Annotated in this window: 14 protein-coding genes; 5 read left to right on the forward strand and 9 right to left on the reverse strand. The window is 69.7% G+C overall.

Features of this window, described 5'->3' with window-relative positions; translation table 11 throughout:
* Positions 1-7 precede the first annotated feature (7 nt).
* A complete protein-coding gene (locus EZ242_RS21755; RefSeq protein ID WP_135287304.1) occupies positions 8-1,534 on the forward strand; it encodes a hypothetical protein in 1,527 nt (508 codons plus the stop codon).
* Here EZ242_RS21755 and EZ242_RS21760 read toward each other — a convergent pair.
* Entirely contained in the window at positions 1,529-1,996 is a 468-nt protein-coding gene (locus EZ242_RS21760; RefSeq protein ID WP_135287305.1) for an Lrp/AsnC family transcriptional regulator, read from the reverse strand. The two genes, EZ242_RS21755 and EZ242_RS21760, sit on opposite strands and share 6 nt — an antisense overlap.
* Positions 1,997-2,118: 122 nt before the next feature.
* On the opposite strand from EZ242_RS21760, the gene mdeB reads away from it, so the two are divergent.
* Complete coding sequence (gene mdeB, locus EZ242_RS21765) at positions 2,119-4,731, forward strand: alpha-ketoglutarate dehydrogenase (RefSeq protein WP_135287320.1); 2,613 nt, start codon at positions 2,119-2,121, stop codon at positions 4,729-4,731.
* A gap of 3 nt (positions 4,732-4,734) precedes the next feature.
* Here the strand turns inward: mdeB and EZ242_RS21770 are convergent, their stop codons facing one another.
* Positions 4,735-6,048 carry a PQQ-dependent sugar dehydrogenase gene (locus EZ242_RS21770; RefSeq protein WP_135287306.1) on the reverse strand — a complete coding sequence of 438 codons (1,314 nt, stop codon included), beginning with the start codon at positions 6,046-6,048 and terminating at the stop codon, positions 4,735-4,737.
* A 122-nt stretch (positions 6,049-6,170) separates the two neighbouring features.
* On the opposite strand from EZ242_RS21770, the gene EZ242_RS21775 reads away from it, so the two are divergent.
* From EZ242_RS21775 to EZ242_RS21785, 3 genes are all read left to right on the forward strand, one after another.
* On the forward strand, positions 6,171-7,007 hold the full coding sequence (locus EZ242_RS21775) for a creatininase family protein (protein ID WP_135287307.1): 837 nt from the start codon (positions 6,171-6,173) through the stop codon (positions 7,005-7,007).
* A gap of 122 nt (positions 7,008-7,129) precedes the next feature.
* Positions 7,130-7,606, forward strand: a complete 477-nt coding sequence (locus tag EZ242_RS21780; protein ID WP_135287321.1) for a CBS domain-containing protein — start codon at positions 7,130-7,132, stop codon at positions 7,604-7,606.
* 27 nt (positions 7,607-7,633) lie between these two features.
* Positions 7,634-8,668 (forward strand): RNA methyltransferase, encoded by a 1,035-nt coding sequence (locus tag EZ242_RS21785; protein ID WP_135287308.1) that lies wholly within the window; start codon positions 7,634-7,636, stop codon positions 8,666-8,668.
* A 44-nt stretch (positions 8,669-8,712) separates the two neighbouring features.
* On the opposite strand, the gene EZ242_RS21790 is transcribed toward EZ242_RS21785, so the two are convergent.
* The 7 genes from EZ242_RS21790 to EZ242_RS21820 all read right to left on the reverse strand — a co-directional run bounded on the left by EZ242_RS21790 (position 8,713) and on the right by EZ242_RS21820 (position 15,335).
* Positions 8,713-8,949, reverse strand: a complete 237-nt coding sequence (locus tag EZ242_RS21790; RefSeq protein WP_135287309.1) for a KGG domain-containing protein — start codon at positions 8,947-8,949, stop codon at positions 8,713-8,715.
* 176 nt (positions 8,950-9,125) lie between these two features.
* The gene (locus EZ242_RS21795) at positions 9,126-9,509 is read right to left on the reverse strand and encodes a thioredoxin family protein (protein ID WP_135287310.1); all 384 of its coding nucleotides are present in this window, start codon (positions 9,507-9,509) and stop codon (positions 9,126-9,128) included.
* A gap of 26 nt (positions 9,510-9,535) precedes the next feature.
* Entirely contained in the window at positions 9,536-10,207 is a 672-nt protein-coding gene (locus EZ242_RS21800; protein ID WP_135287311.1) for a histidine phosphatase family protein, read from the reverse strand.
* A 1-nt stretch (position 10,208) separates the two neighbouring features.
* Positions 10,209-11,051 carry a PhzF family phenazine biosynthesis protein gene (locus tag EZ242_RS21805; RefSeq protein ID WP_135287312.1) on the reverse strand — a complete coding sequence of 281 codons (843 nt, stop codon included), beginning with the start codon at positions 11,049-11,051 and terminating at the stop codon, positions 10,209-10,211.
* A 38-nt stretch (positions 11,052-11,089) separates the two neighbouring features.
* Positions 11,090-11,704, reverse strand: a complete 615-nt coding sequence (locus EZ242_RS21810) for a LysE family translocator (protein ID WP_135287313.1) — start codon at positions 11,702-11,704, stop codon at positions 11,090-11,092.
* Positions 11,705-11,749: 45 nt separating this feature from the next.
* Entirely contained in the window at positions 11,750-13,381 is a 1,632-nt protein-coding gene (locus EZ242_RS21815; RefSeq protein WP_135287314.1) for a phospholipase D family protein, read from the reverse strand.
* An 85-nt stretch (positions 13,382-13,466) separates the two neighbouring features.
* On the reverse strand, positions 13,467-15,335 hold the full coding sequence (locus EZ242_RS21820; protein ID WP_135287322.1) for an ABC-F family ATP-binding cassette domain-containing protein: 1,869 nt from the start codon (positions 15,333-15,335) through the stop codon (positions 13,467-13,469).
* Between the last annotated feature and the right edge of the window lie 170 nt (positions 15,336-15,505).

The following is a 15,505-nucleotide window of genomic DNA, read 5'->3' on the forward strand; positions in this document are numbered from 1 at the left end:
GAGGCATATGCCAGACATTTCGCACATGAATCCCACGGGGGGCGTCACCGCGTCAAGGATGCAGAGCGTCGGGCGCGTCGTCGCCGAGATCGGCGCCGCACTGCGCAACGCTGCTGCCGCGTTCTCGGCCTGGGCCAGCAACGGCATAGAGCACGTCAGACGAATGATGTCTGAGCGCACGGCGGCGCCGGCTCGGCCGGCAGTGGATCCGCGTAGGAGCGTGGCCAGTGTGGAGCTGGCTGACTTCAGCCGCAGCGCACCGCTGGACTCGCTTGTCAGCGGGATGCCAACAGTGGAGCCCAACCGCCCGCCGCCGACCCTGGAGCAGGTCAAGGCCGCCGTGAACGCATGGCTTGCGGCACGGGATGATGCCGGCCACTCGGGACTGGCGCGGCTGCTCGGTCCCGAGCTGCGCCCGACCCTGCTTGCGGCGAACGGGAAGGGCGGTCTTGAAGCCGTCGTGGCGCTGCTCACGCGCGAGGGGGGCATGAAGGATCGGCTCACCCAATCGGCGATGGAGAAAAGCGCCAGCATGTGGACGGGCCGCGCTTTCGAGATGTTGCTGGAGGCCGCCTGCAAGGAGCCCCCGGCGCCGGCCGTTACCGGGCTGCGCGCGGAGCTGCTGACCTTGTTCCCGCCACCTCCTAAGGTGCCCACCGCAGAGGCCGACGTCGGAAGCCTGGAGCCTGAAACTTTTCGGCGCAAATCGATTTCGCCCGGGGAAGATGGGGACCAGGTGGAGTGGAGGGACACGAAACACAGCACGCCTACGCAATACGCCAGTTCGGCCGAGCCGTCCGCGTCATCCACGGCGGGCCCGCAGTCCTCGTCCCTGTCAGCGGCTTCTACCGAGGCGAGCCCGCCGCTGCGTGACGCGCTCGACGCTCTTCAGGCCTGGATCGGACAGCACGGCGCGACCGTGGCCGGTCAGAAGGGCGCGATCTTCCGAGCCGTTTCCATCCCCGCCGTTGCGCAGTTGGTCAAACAGGAAGCTGCCGGGCTGGCCCCCTTCATGCTCGATGTCGTGTGTCCGATTCAGGCCGACGGTCACCGCGCCGCGCCTACGGTGCCTTCCCCAGCAGCCGTGGTCACCGCCTTGCTCCAGGTGGACGGCAGCGGTCGCTCTCGACTGGCGCAGATGCTGGGCGCTGATGCTCGGGTGATGGCGGGCGAGCTCTTTCGCGCACTTGGAGAGCGCAGCGAACCGGACACGCAGTACTGGGGCGTCTACAACCTGGTGTTCCTGCGCGGGCTTGGTGGTGCCCTGTCGGACGCGGTGGCACCACAGGTGCAGCCACAGCGAAAGCGATGGAACCTGCTACAGGACACGAAGGCGCTGGAGGCCCGGCAGGCGCAGCGGCACCTGGCCTTCATGCAAGCTTCGGGCGTCGTGCAGGAAGTTTTCAGGCAGGCGATGTTGGCTGGTCGCATCACAGGCGCCGCTGAGTCGGCCACTTACGCGGACCCTTGCAGCCGCTTGCGCACGGAGCTGTACACACTTCTGGGCATCCCAGCGCCTCCCGAACGCTCATGACCCCAGCACCGGCAGCGCCGTCTTGTACCTCACCTGCTTGAGCGCGAAGCTGGAGCGGATCTTCTCCACCCCCGGGATCGGCGTGAGCTGGTTCAGGATGAAGCGCTCCAGCGCCGCCATGTCGGCGACGGCGACGCGGATCAGGTAGTCGCTGTCGCCGGTCATGAGGTAGCACTCCATCACCTCCTCGTAGTCGCCCACGCGCCGCTCGAACTCGGCGAGTGCGTCGCGCGACTGCTCCTTCAGGCTCACGGAGATGAAGACGTTCAGCCCCAGGCCCAGCTGCTTGGCGTCGGCCAGGGCCACGTAGCGGGTGATCACGCCCGCTGCCTCCAGCGCCTTCACGCGGGTGAGGCAGGGCGAAGGCGACAGGTGCACGCGGCGGGCCAGCTCCACGTTGGTGATGGCGCTGTCCTTCTGCAGCTCGCGCAGGATGTGGCGGTCAATGGCGTCCAGCTTCATTCGTGCTGATTTTGCGGTTGACGACGGCAGATTGTGCTGCTGAACCGTGAGTGACTGGCATCTTCGGCACCCAATGATGCGTCCGGCGCCCTACAGTGTTCGCCCGCACCGCCCGCCACGCCATGACCGACCACAGCTTCACCCGCTTCCTCCACGCCCAGGGCGACACCGACCCCGCCGAGACCGCCGAGTGGCGCGACGCCCTGCGCGCCGTGCTGGAGAGCGAAGGGCCCGAGCGCGCCCGCTTCCTGCTCGACGAGCTCGCGGCGCTGGCGCGCGACCCGCGCGTCGGCTGGTCACCCGAGCTGGTCACGCCCTACGTCAACACCATCCCCGTGGAGCGGCAACCCCTCTTCCCGGGTGACCTCGCCATCGAGGAGCGCCTGGCGTCCCTCATGCGCTGGAACGCGCTGGCCATGGTGGTGCGCGCCAACAGCGCCTATGGCGAACTGGGCGGCCACATCGCCAGCTACGCGAGCGCGGCCGATCTGTTCGAGGTGGGCTTCAACCATTTCTTCCGTGCCCGGAGCGCAGAGCAGGGTGGCGACCTGGTGTTCTTTCAGCCGCACAGCGCGCCGGGGGTCTATGCACGCGCCTTCCTCGAAGGACGCCTCACGGAGCAGGACCTCGCGCATTACCGGCAGGAGATCACCGCACCCGAGCACGGCGCGCGGGGTCTGTCCAGCTATCCGCATCCCTGGCTGATGCCGGATTTCTGGCAGTTCCCCACCGGCTCCATGGGCCTGGGTCCGATCAGCTCGATCTACCACGCGCGCTTCATGCGCTACCTCACGCACCGCCAGCTGCTCGACTGCGCGGGCCGCAAGGTCTGGGGCGTGTTCGGCGACGGCGAGATGGACGAGCCCGAGAGCATGAGCGCGCTCACGCTGGCTTCGCGCGAGAAGCTGGACAACCTGGTGTGGGTGGTCAACTGCAACCTGCAGCGCCTCGATGGCCCGGTGCGCGGCAACGGACGCATCGTGGACGAACTGGAGAAACTGTTCCGCGGCGCGGGCTGGAACGTGATCAAGCTGCTCTGGGGCAGCGACTGGGACGGCCTCTTCGCCCGTGACACCACGGGCGCCCTGGTGCGCGCCTTCGCCCACACGGTGGACGGACAGATGCAGACCTTCGCCGCCAAGGACGGCCGCTTCAACCGCGACACCTTCTTCGGCCAGGACCCTGAACTCGCGCGGCTGGCGCAGGGCATGAGCGACGAGCAGATCGACCGCCTGAAGCGCGGCGGGCACGACCTGGTGAAGATCCACGCCGCCTATGCCGCGGCGGCGGCGCACCGCGGCCAGCCCACCGTGATCCTGGCGCACACCAAGAAGGGCTATGGCATGGGCGCGGCCGGCCAGGGCCGCATGACCACGCACAGCCAGAAGAAGCTGGACGACGCCGCCCTCATCGAATTCCGCAACCGCTTCAACCTGCCGCTGAGCGACGCGCAGGCCACGCAGCTCGAATTCCTCAAGCCCGCCGAGGACAGCGCCGAGATGCGCTACCTGCACGAGCGCCGGCAGGCCCTGGGTGGCTACATGCCGCGGCGTGAATCGCAGGCGCCGCAACTGCCCGTGCCGCCGATCGCCAACTACGCGCAGTTCGCGGTGCAGGCCGGCGGCAAGGAGATGTCCACCACCATGGCCTTCGTGCGCCTCTTGGGCAACCTGCTCAAGGACCGCGAGCTGGGTCCCCGCATCGTCCCCATCGTGGCCGACGAGGCGCGCACCTTCGGCATGGCCAACCTGTTCAAGCAGGTGGGCATCTATTCCAGCGCGGGCCAGCACTACGAGCCGGAGGACATCGGCTCGGTGCTGTCCTACCGCGAGGCGCTGGACGGACAGATCCTGGAAGAGGGCATCAGCGAAGCCGGCGCCATTGCAAGCTGGACGGCGGCGGCCACCGCCTACAGCGTGCACGGCGTGCCCATGCTGCCCTTCTACATCTACTACTCCATGTTCGGCTTCCAGCGCGTGGGCGATGCGATCTGGGCCGCGGCGGACCAGCGCGCGCGGGGCTTCCTGCTGGGGGCCACCTCGGGCCGCACGACCCTGGGCGGCGAAGGCCTGCAGCACCAGGACGGCAGCAGCCACCTGGTGGCCGCCACCATCCCCAACTGCCGCGCCTGGGACCCGGCCTTCGCCGGCGAGATGGCGGTGATCCTGGACCACGGCATGCGCGAGATGCTGGTGGAGCAGCGCGACGTCTTCTACTACCTCACGCTGATGAACGAGAACTACGCGCAGCCGGACGTGGACGAGGCGGCGCGCGCGGGCATCGTGCAGGGGGGCTACCGCTTCGGCGTCTACGGCGAAGGCCCTGCGCAAGTGACGCTGCTGGGGTCGGGTGCCATCCTCACCGAAGTGATCGCCGCGGCGCGGCAGCTCGCGGCGGAGGGGACGTCCTGCGAGGTGGTCAGCGTGACCAGCTGGAGCGAGCTGTCCCGCGCGGGGGTGGAGGCCGAGCAACGCGCGCTGCAGGGCGACGTGGTGGAGCCGCCCTATGTGTGGCAGCTGCTGTCGGGGAGCGATGCGCCCATCGTCGCGGCCAGCGACTACGTCCGCGCGGTTCCCGAGTCGATTCGCGCCTTCGTGCCCGCGGGCCGGCGCCTGCTCACGCTGGGCACGGACGGCTTCGGGCGCAGCGACACGCGCGCGGCGCTGCGCAGGTTCTTCGGGGTCGATGCGCAGGCCGTCGCCACGGCGGCGCGGCACCTGCTCGGCAAGGCCTGAGCCTCAGCGCGCGGGCGCCACGCGCCAGACGGTGTTGCCCACGTCGTCGGCCACCAGCACCGCGCCGCGCGGGTCCACGGCGACGCCCACCGGGCGGCCGTAGGCCTTCTCGTCCGTACTGAGGAAGCCGGCCAGGAAGCTTCGCGGCGGGCCGCTGGGCCTCCCGTTCTCGAAGGGCACGAACACCACCTCGTAGCCGGATAGCGGCCGGCGGTTCCAGGAGCCGTGGTTCCCGATGAAGGCGCCGCGCGCGAAGGGTGCCGGCAGGCGCCCGTCGCTGAAGGCCAGGCCGAGGGGCGCCACGTGGTTGCCGAGCGCATAGTCGGGCACGCGGGCCTGTGCCACGCGCTCCGGCCGGGTAGGCTGCACGCGCGTGTCCACGTGCTGGCCCCAGTAGCTCCACGGCCAGCCGTAGAACGCACCTTCGCGCACGCTCGTGAGGTAGTCCGGCACCAGGTCGCTGCCCAGCTCGTCGCGTTCGTTCACCACGGTCCAGAGCATGCCGGTCTCGGGCTCCCAGCCCAGTCCATTGGGATTACGCAGTCCCTCGGCGAACAGGCGCTTGCCGCCACCGGGCAGCGCCACTTCCCAGATGGCCGCGCGGCCCTGTTCCTCCTCCATGCCGTGCTCGGCGATGTTGCTGTTCGAGCCGACGGTCGCGTACAGGCGCCGGCCGTCCCGGCTGGCGAGGATGTTCTTGGTCCAGTGGTGGTTTCTGCCGGCCGGAAGGTCAGTGACGTGCTCGGGCCTTGTCGCCGCGCGCAGCTCGCCCGCACGGTAGGGCACCCGCACGATGGCGTCGGCATTGGCGATGTAGAGCTGCTCGCCCACCAGCGCCATGCCGAAGGGCGAGCGCAGGCCGGACAGGAACACCGCGCGGGTCTCGGCCACGCCATCGCCATCCGCATCGCGCAGCAGGGTGATGCGGTCCGCGCTCGGCACGCCGGCGCCGGCCCACTTCATGACCAGGCGCATCGCCCAAGCCCGCAAGCCCCTGGATTGCGACTCGTCCGGCGGTGCGGGTTTGTTGCTTTCGGCGACCAGCACGTCCCCGTTGGGCAGCACATGCAGCCAGCGCGGGTGGTCCAACCCGCGTGCGAAGGCGGTCACGCGCCAGCCCGCCGGGGCCTGCGGCTGCATGCCGGTCGACCAGCCGCGGGCTGGCGCGATCTTGACGGTGGGAAGCAGGCCGGGCTCGGGCGGCGGCGGCAGCACCGGCGTGGGACCGACTGTGGCGCGCGGCGGCAGGCGGGCCATGTCACCGCAGGCGGCGACCGCAGCGGAAAGGCAAAGTGCGAGCACGGTCTGTCGGCGCATTCACCGAGTCTGCCGTTCGGCGGGCTGATGCGCCTGTAGGTGGGGACCGCACGCACGGTCGCGATGCGGGCGGGGCCGGCGCGGGTGGGGGCCGCGGTGCCGGGGCGCCTAAGATCGCAGCCATGCGCCATCCCTCTCGCTTCTGGGCCGACCTGACCACGCTGGACTTCGCCCGCCTGCAGGCATCCGCAGCCGCCGCCGACCTGGTGGCGGTGCTGCCGCTGGGCGCGACCGAGCAGCACGGGCCGCACCTGCCGCTGTGCGTGGACACCACGCTGGCCGACGGCGTGATCGCCGCCTGCCTGCCGCACCTGCCCGAGACGCTGGCCGCCCTGTTCCTCCCCACGCAATCCGTCGGCAAGAGCAACGAGCACCAGCGCTTTCCCGGCACGCTCACGCTATCGGCCGAGACCACGATGCGGCTGTGGACCGAGATCGGCGAATCGGTGGCGCGCGCGGGCGTTCGCAAGCTCGTGCTGTTCAATGCGCACGGCGGGCACGTGGGGCTGATGGACGTGGTGGCGCGCGAGCTGCGCACGCGCTGCGACATGATGGTCTGGTCCATCAACTGGTTCGGCCTGCCCCTCGGCGATGCGGTGCAGGGCCTGTTCGATGCGCGCGAACACCGCTTCGGCATCCACGCGGGCGACATCGAGACCTCCATGATGCTGTCCTTGCGGCCCGCGCTGGTGGACATGGCGCAGGCGCGCGATTTCCGCTCCAGCTCGCAGGACCGCGCGGAGCGCTTCGCCATCCTGGGCAACGGCAGCAGCGCCAAGCTCGGCTGGCAGATGCAGGACTACAACGCCATGGGCGCCGCGGGCAATGCCGCCGCAGCCACGCCGGAGAAAGGCCTGGCCGTCATCGAGGCCGCGGGGTTCCAGCTCGCGCAGGCGCTGCAGGAAATCGCCCAGCTTCCGCTCTCCACGCTGGTGGACCGGCCCGATCTGCCGGTGTAGGCGCCGAAGACGCTGCCGTCCTACGGTAGGGTGCGCGGCCGCCGATGGCGGACTGCGCGCCGCGCTCTAGATTGGGGCCGTACCGGCGTGTGCCGGCCTTCGATCCCGACAGGAGGGCAATGATGGCAACTGTTGCCGACGTGATGACCCGGGGTGTCCGCAGCCTCAAGCCCGAGGACAGCGTGGTGCAGGCCGCGCAGGCCATGGACGAACTCAACGTGGGCGTCATCCCGGTGTGCAAGGGGGACCGCCTCGTGGGCATGGTGACCGACCGCGACATCGTCGTGCGCGGCGTCTCCAGGGGCGTGAGCCTGCAGGACTGCAAGCTGTCCGACGTGATGAGCGGCCATGTGCGAACGGTGCGCGAGAACGACGACGTGGACGACGTGCTCGCCGAGATGTCCAGCGCCCAGATCCGCCGCATGCCCGTCGTGGACGCGAACGACATGCTGGTGGGCATCGTCTCGCTGGGCGATATCGCGGCCAAGGGCGGCGACGACGAAGCCGAAATCGGCATGTCGCTGGGCGACATTTCCGAGCCCGCGGAGCCGGACCGCTCCGGGGAGCGGTCCGCCAGCGCCGGCGCGGCCAAGCCCTAGCGGAACGCGAGCCATTAAGCTCGCCGCATGCGAATCGATTCATTGCGGCAGCGCCTGCGCGGGCTGGGGGCACTCCCCCGGCACGAGGAGCGCGTGCTGCGCCTGTGGTCGCAGGGCCTGCCGCAGGACGCGGGACGGCGCCGCATCCAGGACTTCCTGCCCCGCGCATTGCGCGAAGCACTGCCCGCCATCGAACGCGAGCTCGATGCGCTTGCCCGCCTGCACTCGGTCCATGCCGGCACCGATGGCTCCGAGCGCCTGCTGGTGTCGCTGGCCGACGGCGCCTCGGTCGAAAGCGTGCTGCTTCCCCGCGAGGGGCTGTGCGTGTCCACGCAGGTCGGCTGCGCCGTGGGCTGCGTGTTCTGCATGACCGGCCGTGGCGGGCTGCAGCGGCAGCTCGAAAGCGCCGAGATCGTCGCTCAGGTGGTGCTGGCCCGGGCGCGGCGGCGTGTGCGCAAGGTGGTGTTCATGGGCATGGGCGAGCCGGCGCACAACCTCGACAACGTGATGGAGGCCATCGAGCTCCTGGGCACGGCAGGCGGCATCGGCCACAAGAGCCTGGTGTTCTCCACGGTGGGCGACCCGCGCGTTTTCGAACGGCTGCCCCGCGGGCCGGTGAAGCCGGCACTGGCGCTGTCGCTGCACACGACGCAGGCTGCGCTGCGGGAAGAACTGCTGCCGCGTGCACCGCGGCTGGCGCCGGACGAACTGGTGCGCCTGGGCGAGGACTACGCGCGTGCGACGGGATATCCGATCCAGTACCAGTGGACCCTGATCGAAGGCGTGAACGACGGGGACGATGAAGTGGAGGCCCTGGCGCAGTTGCTGGCAGGCAAGTACGCCGTGCTGAACCTCATCCCCTTCAACAGCGTGGAAGGACTTGCATTCCGCCGTCCGGGTGGGGAGCGCGCGGCGCACATGGCGCGCACGCTGCACCGGCGGGGCATTCTGACCAAGTTGCGGCAGTCGGCCGGGCAGGACGTCGAGGCCGCTTGCGGTCAATTGCGGGTGCGGGTCCAGCCGCCCGCATCCCGCGTGATTCCGCTTCGCGCGCAGGCCTGAGCGAGCACACGAAGAGCGGGGTGACTGAACACCCCGCGACTTCTTCAGCGCGTCGAGGACGAGCTCTTGTTGGCACTCCCGTTGGCCCGGTTCTGGCTGCGCGCCTGGCCGCCCTTGCGGCCGGCTTCGCGCGCTTCCTCGGAACTGAACTCGTGGGCCGTGCCCTTCTCGTGGGCCGCGCGGCCCCCCTGGCTGGCGATCTCGCGTTGACGCTGCGGATCCATGGAGGCAAAGCCTCGGTTGGAGCTGCCGGTCTTGCCGCCTTGGTTGCTGGATGCCATGTGGTACTCCTTGGATGACGTGGGTTGGTTTCTCCATGACCGGCGCCGCATCGGATACCGGCCACGGGTGCCATTGAGCGATTGCACAGGCTGCGCGCTCGTCAGGATGGCTACTAGAGCTTCGTAGGACGGAACCCCGCGCTCCGAGAGGACGCGCCCTGCATTTTTCGGCCTGATCAGATGGGCTCGAGCTGGGCGGACTGGAGGCGTTGCAGCAGGGCACGTGCCTCCTCGGACACTGCGGTCGCGGCTCCGTTCTCGCGCAGGCTGGCCAGCAGGCGCTCGATGTTCCCCGCGTGCGGCAGTACGGGGCCGAGGAAGCGGGGCGTGGCTCCCTTGGCGATGAGCAGAGTCGGAAACGTCTCGACGTCGTAGTCGGCCACCGCGTCGGCCTGGTCCTCGATGTCCACCCAGGCGAAGCGCACCTGCGGGTGAGCACGTGCGAGCGCCTCCAGGGGGGCGCGCCATTCGCGGCAGGTGCCGCACCAGTCGGCGCACAGGCAGATCACCTGCCAGGCATCGTCGGCCGGCGCGGGCGGGAGGGAAGGCGTGTCGTTCATGGGGCGGGTGCGGGATGGCGTCGTGGTCAGGTGTAGGTGACCCAGTCCCGGTAGGCGGCCGCGTCCAGGTGCGCAACGCTGTTGTAGCTCACCAGCATGTGCCGCTTCGGCGTGAACGCGAACTCGGTGATCGAGGTATTGCGGATGCGCAGGTTCAACTCGATGGTGGTCTCGGGGGGCGTGTGCAGCACGTGACCCACGGCAGTGGCGATCGGGCCGCCGCTGCTGACGATCAGAACGTTCTGGCCGTAGTGCTGCGCGCGCACGTGGTCCAGCGCGCCGGCCACGCCCGCGACGAAATCCGTGTACGTGGGCATGCCCTGCGGATGGGCGTCGCCCGCCATCCAGCGCGCGAGCCCGTCGCGCAGCAGGCGGAAGTGATGGCGGTATTTCTCGGGCGTGTCCGGCCGCTCCAGCGGGTCCGGGTGGATGGCGGCGATCACGGCCTGGCTGTCGTATTCGTTCAGGCCGTCCCAGGACAGGTGGTCGCCGGCGTGGCGCATGCCTTCCAGGATGCCGGCCAGCGTCTGCTTGTGGCGGCGCAGCGTCCCGGCGATCAGGCCATCGAAACGCAGGCCGCGTTCGGCAAAGTACTCGCCCAGCCGCACGCTCTGGCGATGGCCGAGCTCGCTGAGCTGGTCGTAGTCGTCGGCGCCGAAGGAGGCCTGCCCGTGGCGAACGAGGTAGAGCGTGCCCATCTCAGAGCCTCACCGTGCCCTCGATGCAGCCGACGCAGTCGCCGCCGATCCAGGTGGTGCCGGCGGCGTCGCGTTCGACGTGCACGCGCCCGGCCCGTCCGAGGGCCGTGCCCTGGCTGGCGATGTAGCGCGCGGGCGCGAGGCCGTCGCCGATGAGCCACTGGGCCAGTGCCGCGTTCAGGCTTCCGGTCACCGGGTCTTCGGCGAATCCGCCCGGCCCGGGAAAGAAGGCCCGGACCTCGAAGGCGCATTCGCTGCCGGCGGCATGCGCCCCGGCGACGCCGACGAATCGTTCGCCCAGCACCACAGGGTCGGGGCGCAGGTCGAGCACCCGTGCGGCCGAGCGCAGCAGCAGGGCTCGCCATCCCGGGCCGTTGTCGCACCAGGCATGCGCCACGACCTCGTCACGGGCCAGGCCCAGGCCGCGGGCGAGCACCTCGGCCTCCTCCTCCGGCAGCGGGCCGCTGCGCAGCAGGGGCGGGGCGCCGAACGCGAGCCGCGCGCCGTCGCGCCGCAGCCGCACCAGCCCGGCGCCGCACTCCTGCACCACGAACTCGCCGCGCGGCGTGCCACCGGCCTGCAGCCAGGCATGGCAGCTTCCCAGCGTGGGGTGGCCGGCGAAGGGCAGCTCGCGGCCCGGGCAGAAGATGCGGACCTTGTAGTCGGCCTGCGGATCTTCCGGAGGCAGCAGGAAAGTGGCCTCGGACAGGTTCGTCCAGTCCGTGAAGGCCTGCATGGCCTCGGTGCTCAGGCCACGGCCGTCCAGGACCACGGCGAGCGGGTTGCCGCGATAGGGCCTGTCGGTGAAGACGTCGATCTGCTGGAAGGGGCGGCTGGTGGTCATGGGGCGGGTGTCATCACGGGCGTTGGTCCGGCCGGCGTTCACACGGCCAGCATCCAGGCGGCCGTGAGCAGCAGCACCAGCGCGAGGATGCGGTTGAACCAGAGCAGCCGGCGCCCCTGCGCAAGGAAGTCGCGCAGCAGCGAGCCGGCCAGCGCATAGACGAAGTTGCTGGTGAAGGCGAAGGCGATCATGAGCGCGCACACGATCGCCAGCCGCTGGCCCGGATTCGCCGCCGGGGCGCCGCCGGCGTTGACCACCCACCCGGCGGTCAGGGTGAGCGCCAGCATCCAGGCCTTGATGTTGATGAACTGCAGTCCCACACCTTGCGGGAAGCTCACGTCGAGCTGGCTCCCCTCGAGGGGCGCGAGGGTGGCCTGGCGCGCGAGCTTCCAGGCCAGCCAGACGAGGTAGGCAACGCCCGCCAGCTTGACGGTCCAGCGCAGTGCCGGAACCCCCGTGACGATGGCGCCCAGCCCCAGGCCGCAGGCGAGCATGAGCAGCGTCCAGCCCGTGGGCACGGCCAGGCAGAAGCGCAGTGCGCGCCGCAGCCCGTGGTTGGCGGCCAGGGCCGTGGAGAGCGTGGTGTTGGGGCCTGGCGAGAAGCTCATGGCGCTGCAGAACACCAGCAGCGCGGTCAGTTCGGTGGCGTTCATGGACACAGGACGGCGGGCATGCGCCGACTGTAAACGCCACGCGCCCTACAGCATTTCCTCGGGCGCGAGCGGCCCCAGCAGCTTAACGAGCAGGCGCAAGGACCAGCTGGCCAGCGGCTCGGTCCGTTCATCGCCGAAGGCGGCCCCCGGCGGCGCGCGCCAGACCAGGACGCCGTCCTCCACGGTGACACGGTAGGCGCCGCGTGCGATGGTGGACTCGATGAGCCGAGCGCCTTGCTGCGCGAGCCGCGTGCTGCGAATGAGCAGGGCGACCTCACTGTTCTGGAGCTGGGAGCGCAGGTCGAGGTTCATGGATCCGAGCACGTTCAGGCGGCGGTCGATCAGCACGGCCTTGGAATGGAGGCTGGCCCGCGAACTCAGGCCCTTGGAGCCGCCGATGCCGAACCCGCTGCCCGCGCTCGCGCCTTCGGCGGACACGTCGGCACGCATCTCGTGCAACTGCACGCCGAGCGCGATGAGGTCGGGTCGGTAGCGGGCATAACCCGCGTGCGCGGCGGGCGCATCGTTGGAAGCGAGCGAGTTGGTCAGGACCCGGACCGCGATGCCGCGGGCACGCAGCTCGGCGAAGGTGTCCATCATCTGGCGCCCGGGAACGAAGTAGGGCGAGATGATCAGCACTTCCTGCCGGGCCTCGCGCATCAGGCCGAGGAGGCCATCGACCACGGTCTCCTGCGCGCCCGCTTCCTCGTCGGCGGACAGCTTGCCGGGCTTGTCGACAAGCAGCACGGAGGGCGCCCAGACCAGCGGCACGCGAGCCAGGTCCATGGGAGCCCTGCGCACGCTCGCGATCTCCGACGCATCCACTCCGGGGAGGACGGCGCCGGCGGGCGCGTCGGGAGCGCTGCGCGCGAGGCCTTGCTCGCGGAGCCGTTCGAGGTCCTTCGGCGAGAGCAGCGAATCCATCGGGTAGGCCAGCTCGTCGTTCCAGTAGCGGTCGAAGCTGGCGGACATGTCGCGCACGATCCGGCCGGCGGCCAGCACGTCGAGGTCCACGAAGTTGCTCTTCTCGTCGCTGCCGAAGTAGGCGTCGCCCAGGTTGCGGCCGCCCGTGATGCCCCAGGCGTTGTCGGCGATGAAGAGCTTGTTGTGCATCCGCTTCTGGATGCGGTCCATGTCGTGCAGCGATCCGACGATGCGTGCGACGAAGGAACTGCGCGGCCCCGGCAGTGGATTGAACAGGCGGATGGCGATGTTCGGCTCCAGCCCCAGTCGCAGAACCTGGGCGTCCTTGCCGGCCGTGTTGAAGTCGTCGAGCAGGAGTCGCACCCGCACGCCCCGCTGCGCGGCTTGGCGGATGCGCTGGAGCAGCAGCTCCGTGCTCGCGTCCGCATGAACGGCGTAGTACTGCAGGTCCAGGGTGTGCCGAGCGGACTCGATGAGCGCGAGCCGACTGGTCAAAGCCGCATCGACGCTGTCCAGCAGGTGGAAACCGGAATCGCTGCGGGCAGCGGCGGCGTTGCGGCGCTGGGAGGTGAGCTGGCCCAGCGGCGTTTGGCCGGGTGCCGACCAGGCCTGGCTCGGCGTGCGCACCACGTCGGAAGGAAGACTGGCGCAGGCACTGCCCATGGCGGCGCACGTCAGCAGTGCGAGCACGCGCGCCAGATGCCAGCCTCGGGACCAACGAGCGTTTGGCGGGGCGGGAGTCGGCGCAAGCATGTTGCGGCCACTGTAGCCACGACCGCGGCTCGGCAGTGGCGCCCAGGGTCAGCCGTAGCCGCGACCCCGTGCGGGAAAAATGCGCTTACAGGGTGCCCAGCGAATCCCAACGCTCGAGTGCGGCCATCAAGGCTTCCTCGATCTCTGCACTGCGCGCCGCGAGCTGCGCAGCCCGTGCCCCATCGGTTCGGTAGAGGGAGCCGTCCGTCAGGGCGTCGGAGATCGACCGCTGCTCATCTTCCAAGGCTTCGATCAAGCCGGGAAGCGCATCGAGTTCGCGCTGCTCCTTGTAGCTCAGCTTGCGCTTCGCGCCCGGTCGCGGCTCCTGCGGCGGTGGGGGCTGTGGGGACTCGCGGGTTGCCGCGGCTGCCTTCGGCTGGGCGGCGGCTCGAGCGCGCCGGGACTGCGTCAGCCAGTCCTCGACGCCGCCTTCATATTCGCGCCAGACGCCCTCGCCTTCGTAGGCGATGGTGCTGGTCACCACATTGTCCAGGAAGCTGCGATCGTGGCTGACCAGGAACACCGTGCCTTCGTGGGCCTGCAACAGGTCCTCCAGCATCTCGAGGGTGTCGATGTCCAGGTCGTTGGTCGGCTCGTCAAGCACCAGCACGTTGGCCGGCCGTGCGAACAGCCGGGCCAGGAGGAGGCGGTTGCGCTCGCCGCCCGAGAGCGAGCGGATCGGCGAGCCTGCGCGTGCCGGCGAAAAGAGGAAGTCGCCCAGGTAGCTCTTGACGTGCTTGCGCTTGGCGCCGATCTCGATCCACTCGCTGCCCGGGCTGATGAAATCCTCCAGGGTCGCGTCCAGATCGAGCGCCTCGCGCATCTGGTCGAAGTAGGCAACCTGCAGCTTGGTCCCGAGCCGAACCTGCCCGGAATCGGGCGCGAGCTCGCCAAGAATCAGCTTGAGCAGCGTCGTCTTCCCGGCGCCGTTGGGCCCGATGAGCCCGACCTTGTCACCGCGCAGCAGGGTGGCCGAGAAGCCATCGATCACCTGACGCGAGCCGAAGGCCTTGCGCACGTCCGTGAGCTCCGCAACGAGCTTGCCGCTCGGCAGTCCGGCCGCGACCTCCATGTGGACCTGCCCCACGGCCGAGCGGCGTGCCGCCCGGGCCGCTCGCAGCCGGCCGAGGCGACTGATGCGCCCCTGCGCGCGTGTGCGGCGCGCCTCCACGCCCTTGCGGATCCAGGCTTCTTCCTCGACCAGCAGCTTGTCGGCCTTGGCGGTCACCACGGCCTCCTGCGCGAGTTGCTCCTCCTTGAGAATCTGGTAGCGGCTGAAATTGCCGGGGTAGGACCTGAGCTTGCCCCGGTCGAGCTCGACGATGCGCGTGGCCACTCGATCAAGAAAGGCGCGGTCGTGCGTGATGGTCAGCACGCTCCCCTTGAAGGCGAGCAGCAGGTCCTCCAACCACTCGATCGATTCCAGGTCCAGATGGTTGGTGGGTTCGTCCAGCAGGAGAACATCGGGCTTGGCGACGAGGGCCTGCGCGAGCGCGACGCGCTTGCGCGACCCACCGGACAGCGCCCCGACCGTGGCCTGGGAATCCAGCCCGAGGCGATCGAGCGTCTCGTCCACGCGCTGGCGCCAGTTCCAGCCATCCAGCGCCTCGATCCGGCGCTGCAGCTCGTCCAGTCGGTCGTCTTCACGCTGGTAACGGTCGATGAGGTCGAGCACCGGTGCCAGGCCGGCGCTCACGGCGTCAAAGACGGTGCTGGATGCGTCGAGCACCGGCTCCTGCGCGACATACGCCGTTCGCACTCCCTGCTGCCACTGCAGCGAGCCGTCGTCTAGCTTCTCCTGGCCGGCAATGATCTTCAGCAGCGAGGTCTTGCCGGTCCCGTTCCGCCCGATGAGCCCCACCCGTTCCCCCGCAGACAGGGCCAAGGCAGCGCCGTCCAGAAGCGGCACGTGGCCATAGGCGAGATGAGCGTCGATGAGGGTGAGCAGGGCCATGGGGAACAGGTTGAAGCAAGGCCTGGAGGTTATCCGGCACGCCAGCACGCGAGCGGCGTGCTCGGCCGGATTTTTGCGCAAGCTCTTGTGAGCAGCGAGATTTCCGGTATAGAATGCAAGGCTTCGCTGATCGCAGGCTGCTGGGGGTACCTGGGCAGCTGGTGGAGGTG

The sequence above is a fragment of the Ramlibacter rhizophilus genome (assembly GCF_004681965.1).
Classification (GTDB): domain Bacteria; phylum Pseudomonadota; class Gammaproteobacteria; order Burkholderiales; family Burkholderiaceae_C; genus Ramlibacter; species Ramlibacter rhizophilus.

Bases quoted from the DNA above. Each gene is read 5' to 3' on its own strand.
- EZ242_RS21755 (WP_135287304.1), top strand. From the start codon at position 8: ATGCCAGACATTTCGCACATGAATCCCACGGGGGGCGTCACCGCGTCA.
- EZ242_RS21760 (WP_135287305.1), bottom strand. From the start codon at position 1,996: ATGAAGCTGGACGCCATTGACCGCCACATCCTGCGCGAGCTGCAGAAG.
- mdeB (WP_135287320.1), top strand. From the start codon at position 2,119: ATGACCGACCACAGCTTCACCCGCTTCCTCCACGCCCAGGGCGACACC.
- EZ242_RS21770 (WP_135287306.1), bottom strand. From the start codon at position 6,048: ATGCGCCGACAGACCGTGCTCGCACTTTGCCTTTCCGCTGCGGTCGCC.
- EZ242_RS21775 (WP_135287307.1), top strand. From the start codon at position 6,171: ATGCGCCATCCCTCTCGCTTCTGGGCCGACCTGACCACGCTGGACTTC.
- EZ242_RS21780 (WP_135287321.1), top strand. From the start codon at position 7,130: ATGGCAACTGTTGCCGACGTGATGACCCGGGGTGTCCGCAGCCTCAAG.
- EZ242_RS21785 (WP_135287308.1), top strand. From the start codon at position 7,634: ATGCGAATCGATTCATTGCGGCAGCGCCTGCGCGGGCTGGGGGCACTC.
- EZ242_RS21790 (WP_135287309.1), bottom strand. From the start codon at position 8,949: ATGGCATCCAGCAACCAAGGCGGCAAGACCGGCAGCTCCAACCGAGGC.
- EZ242_RS21795 (WP_135287310.1), bottom strand. From the start codon at position 9,509: ATGAACGACACGCCTTCCCTCCCGCCCGCGCCGGCCGACGATGCCTGG.
- EZ242_RS21800 (WP_135287311.1), bottom strand. From the start codon at position 10,207: ATGGGCACGCTCTACCTCGTTCGCCACGGGCAGGCCTCCTTCGGCGCC.
- EZ242_RS21805 (WP_135287312.1), bottom strand. From the start codon at position 11,051: ATGACCACCAGCCGCCCCTTCCAGCAGATCGACGTCTTCACCGACAGG.
- EZ242_RS21810 (WP_135287313.1), bottom strand. From the start codon at position 11,704: ATGAACGCCACCGAACTGACCGCGCTGCTGGTGTTCTGCAGCGCCATG.
- EZ242_RS21815 (WP_135287314.1), bottom strand. From the start codon at position 13,381: ATGCTTGCGCCGACTCCCGCCCCGCCAAACGCTCGTTGGTCCCGAGGC.
- EZ242_RS21820 (WP_135287322.1), bottom strand. From the start codon at position 15,335: ATGGCCCTGCTCACCCTCATCGACGCTCATCTCGCCTATGGCCACGTG.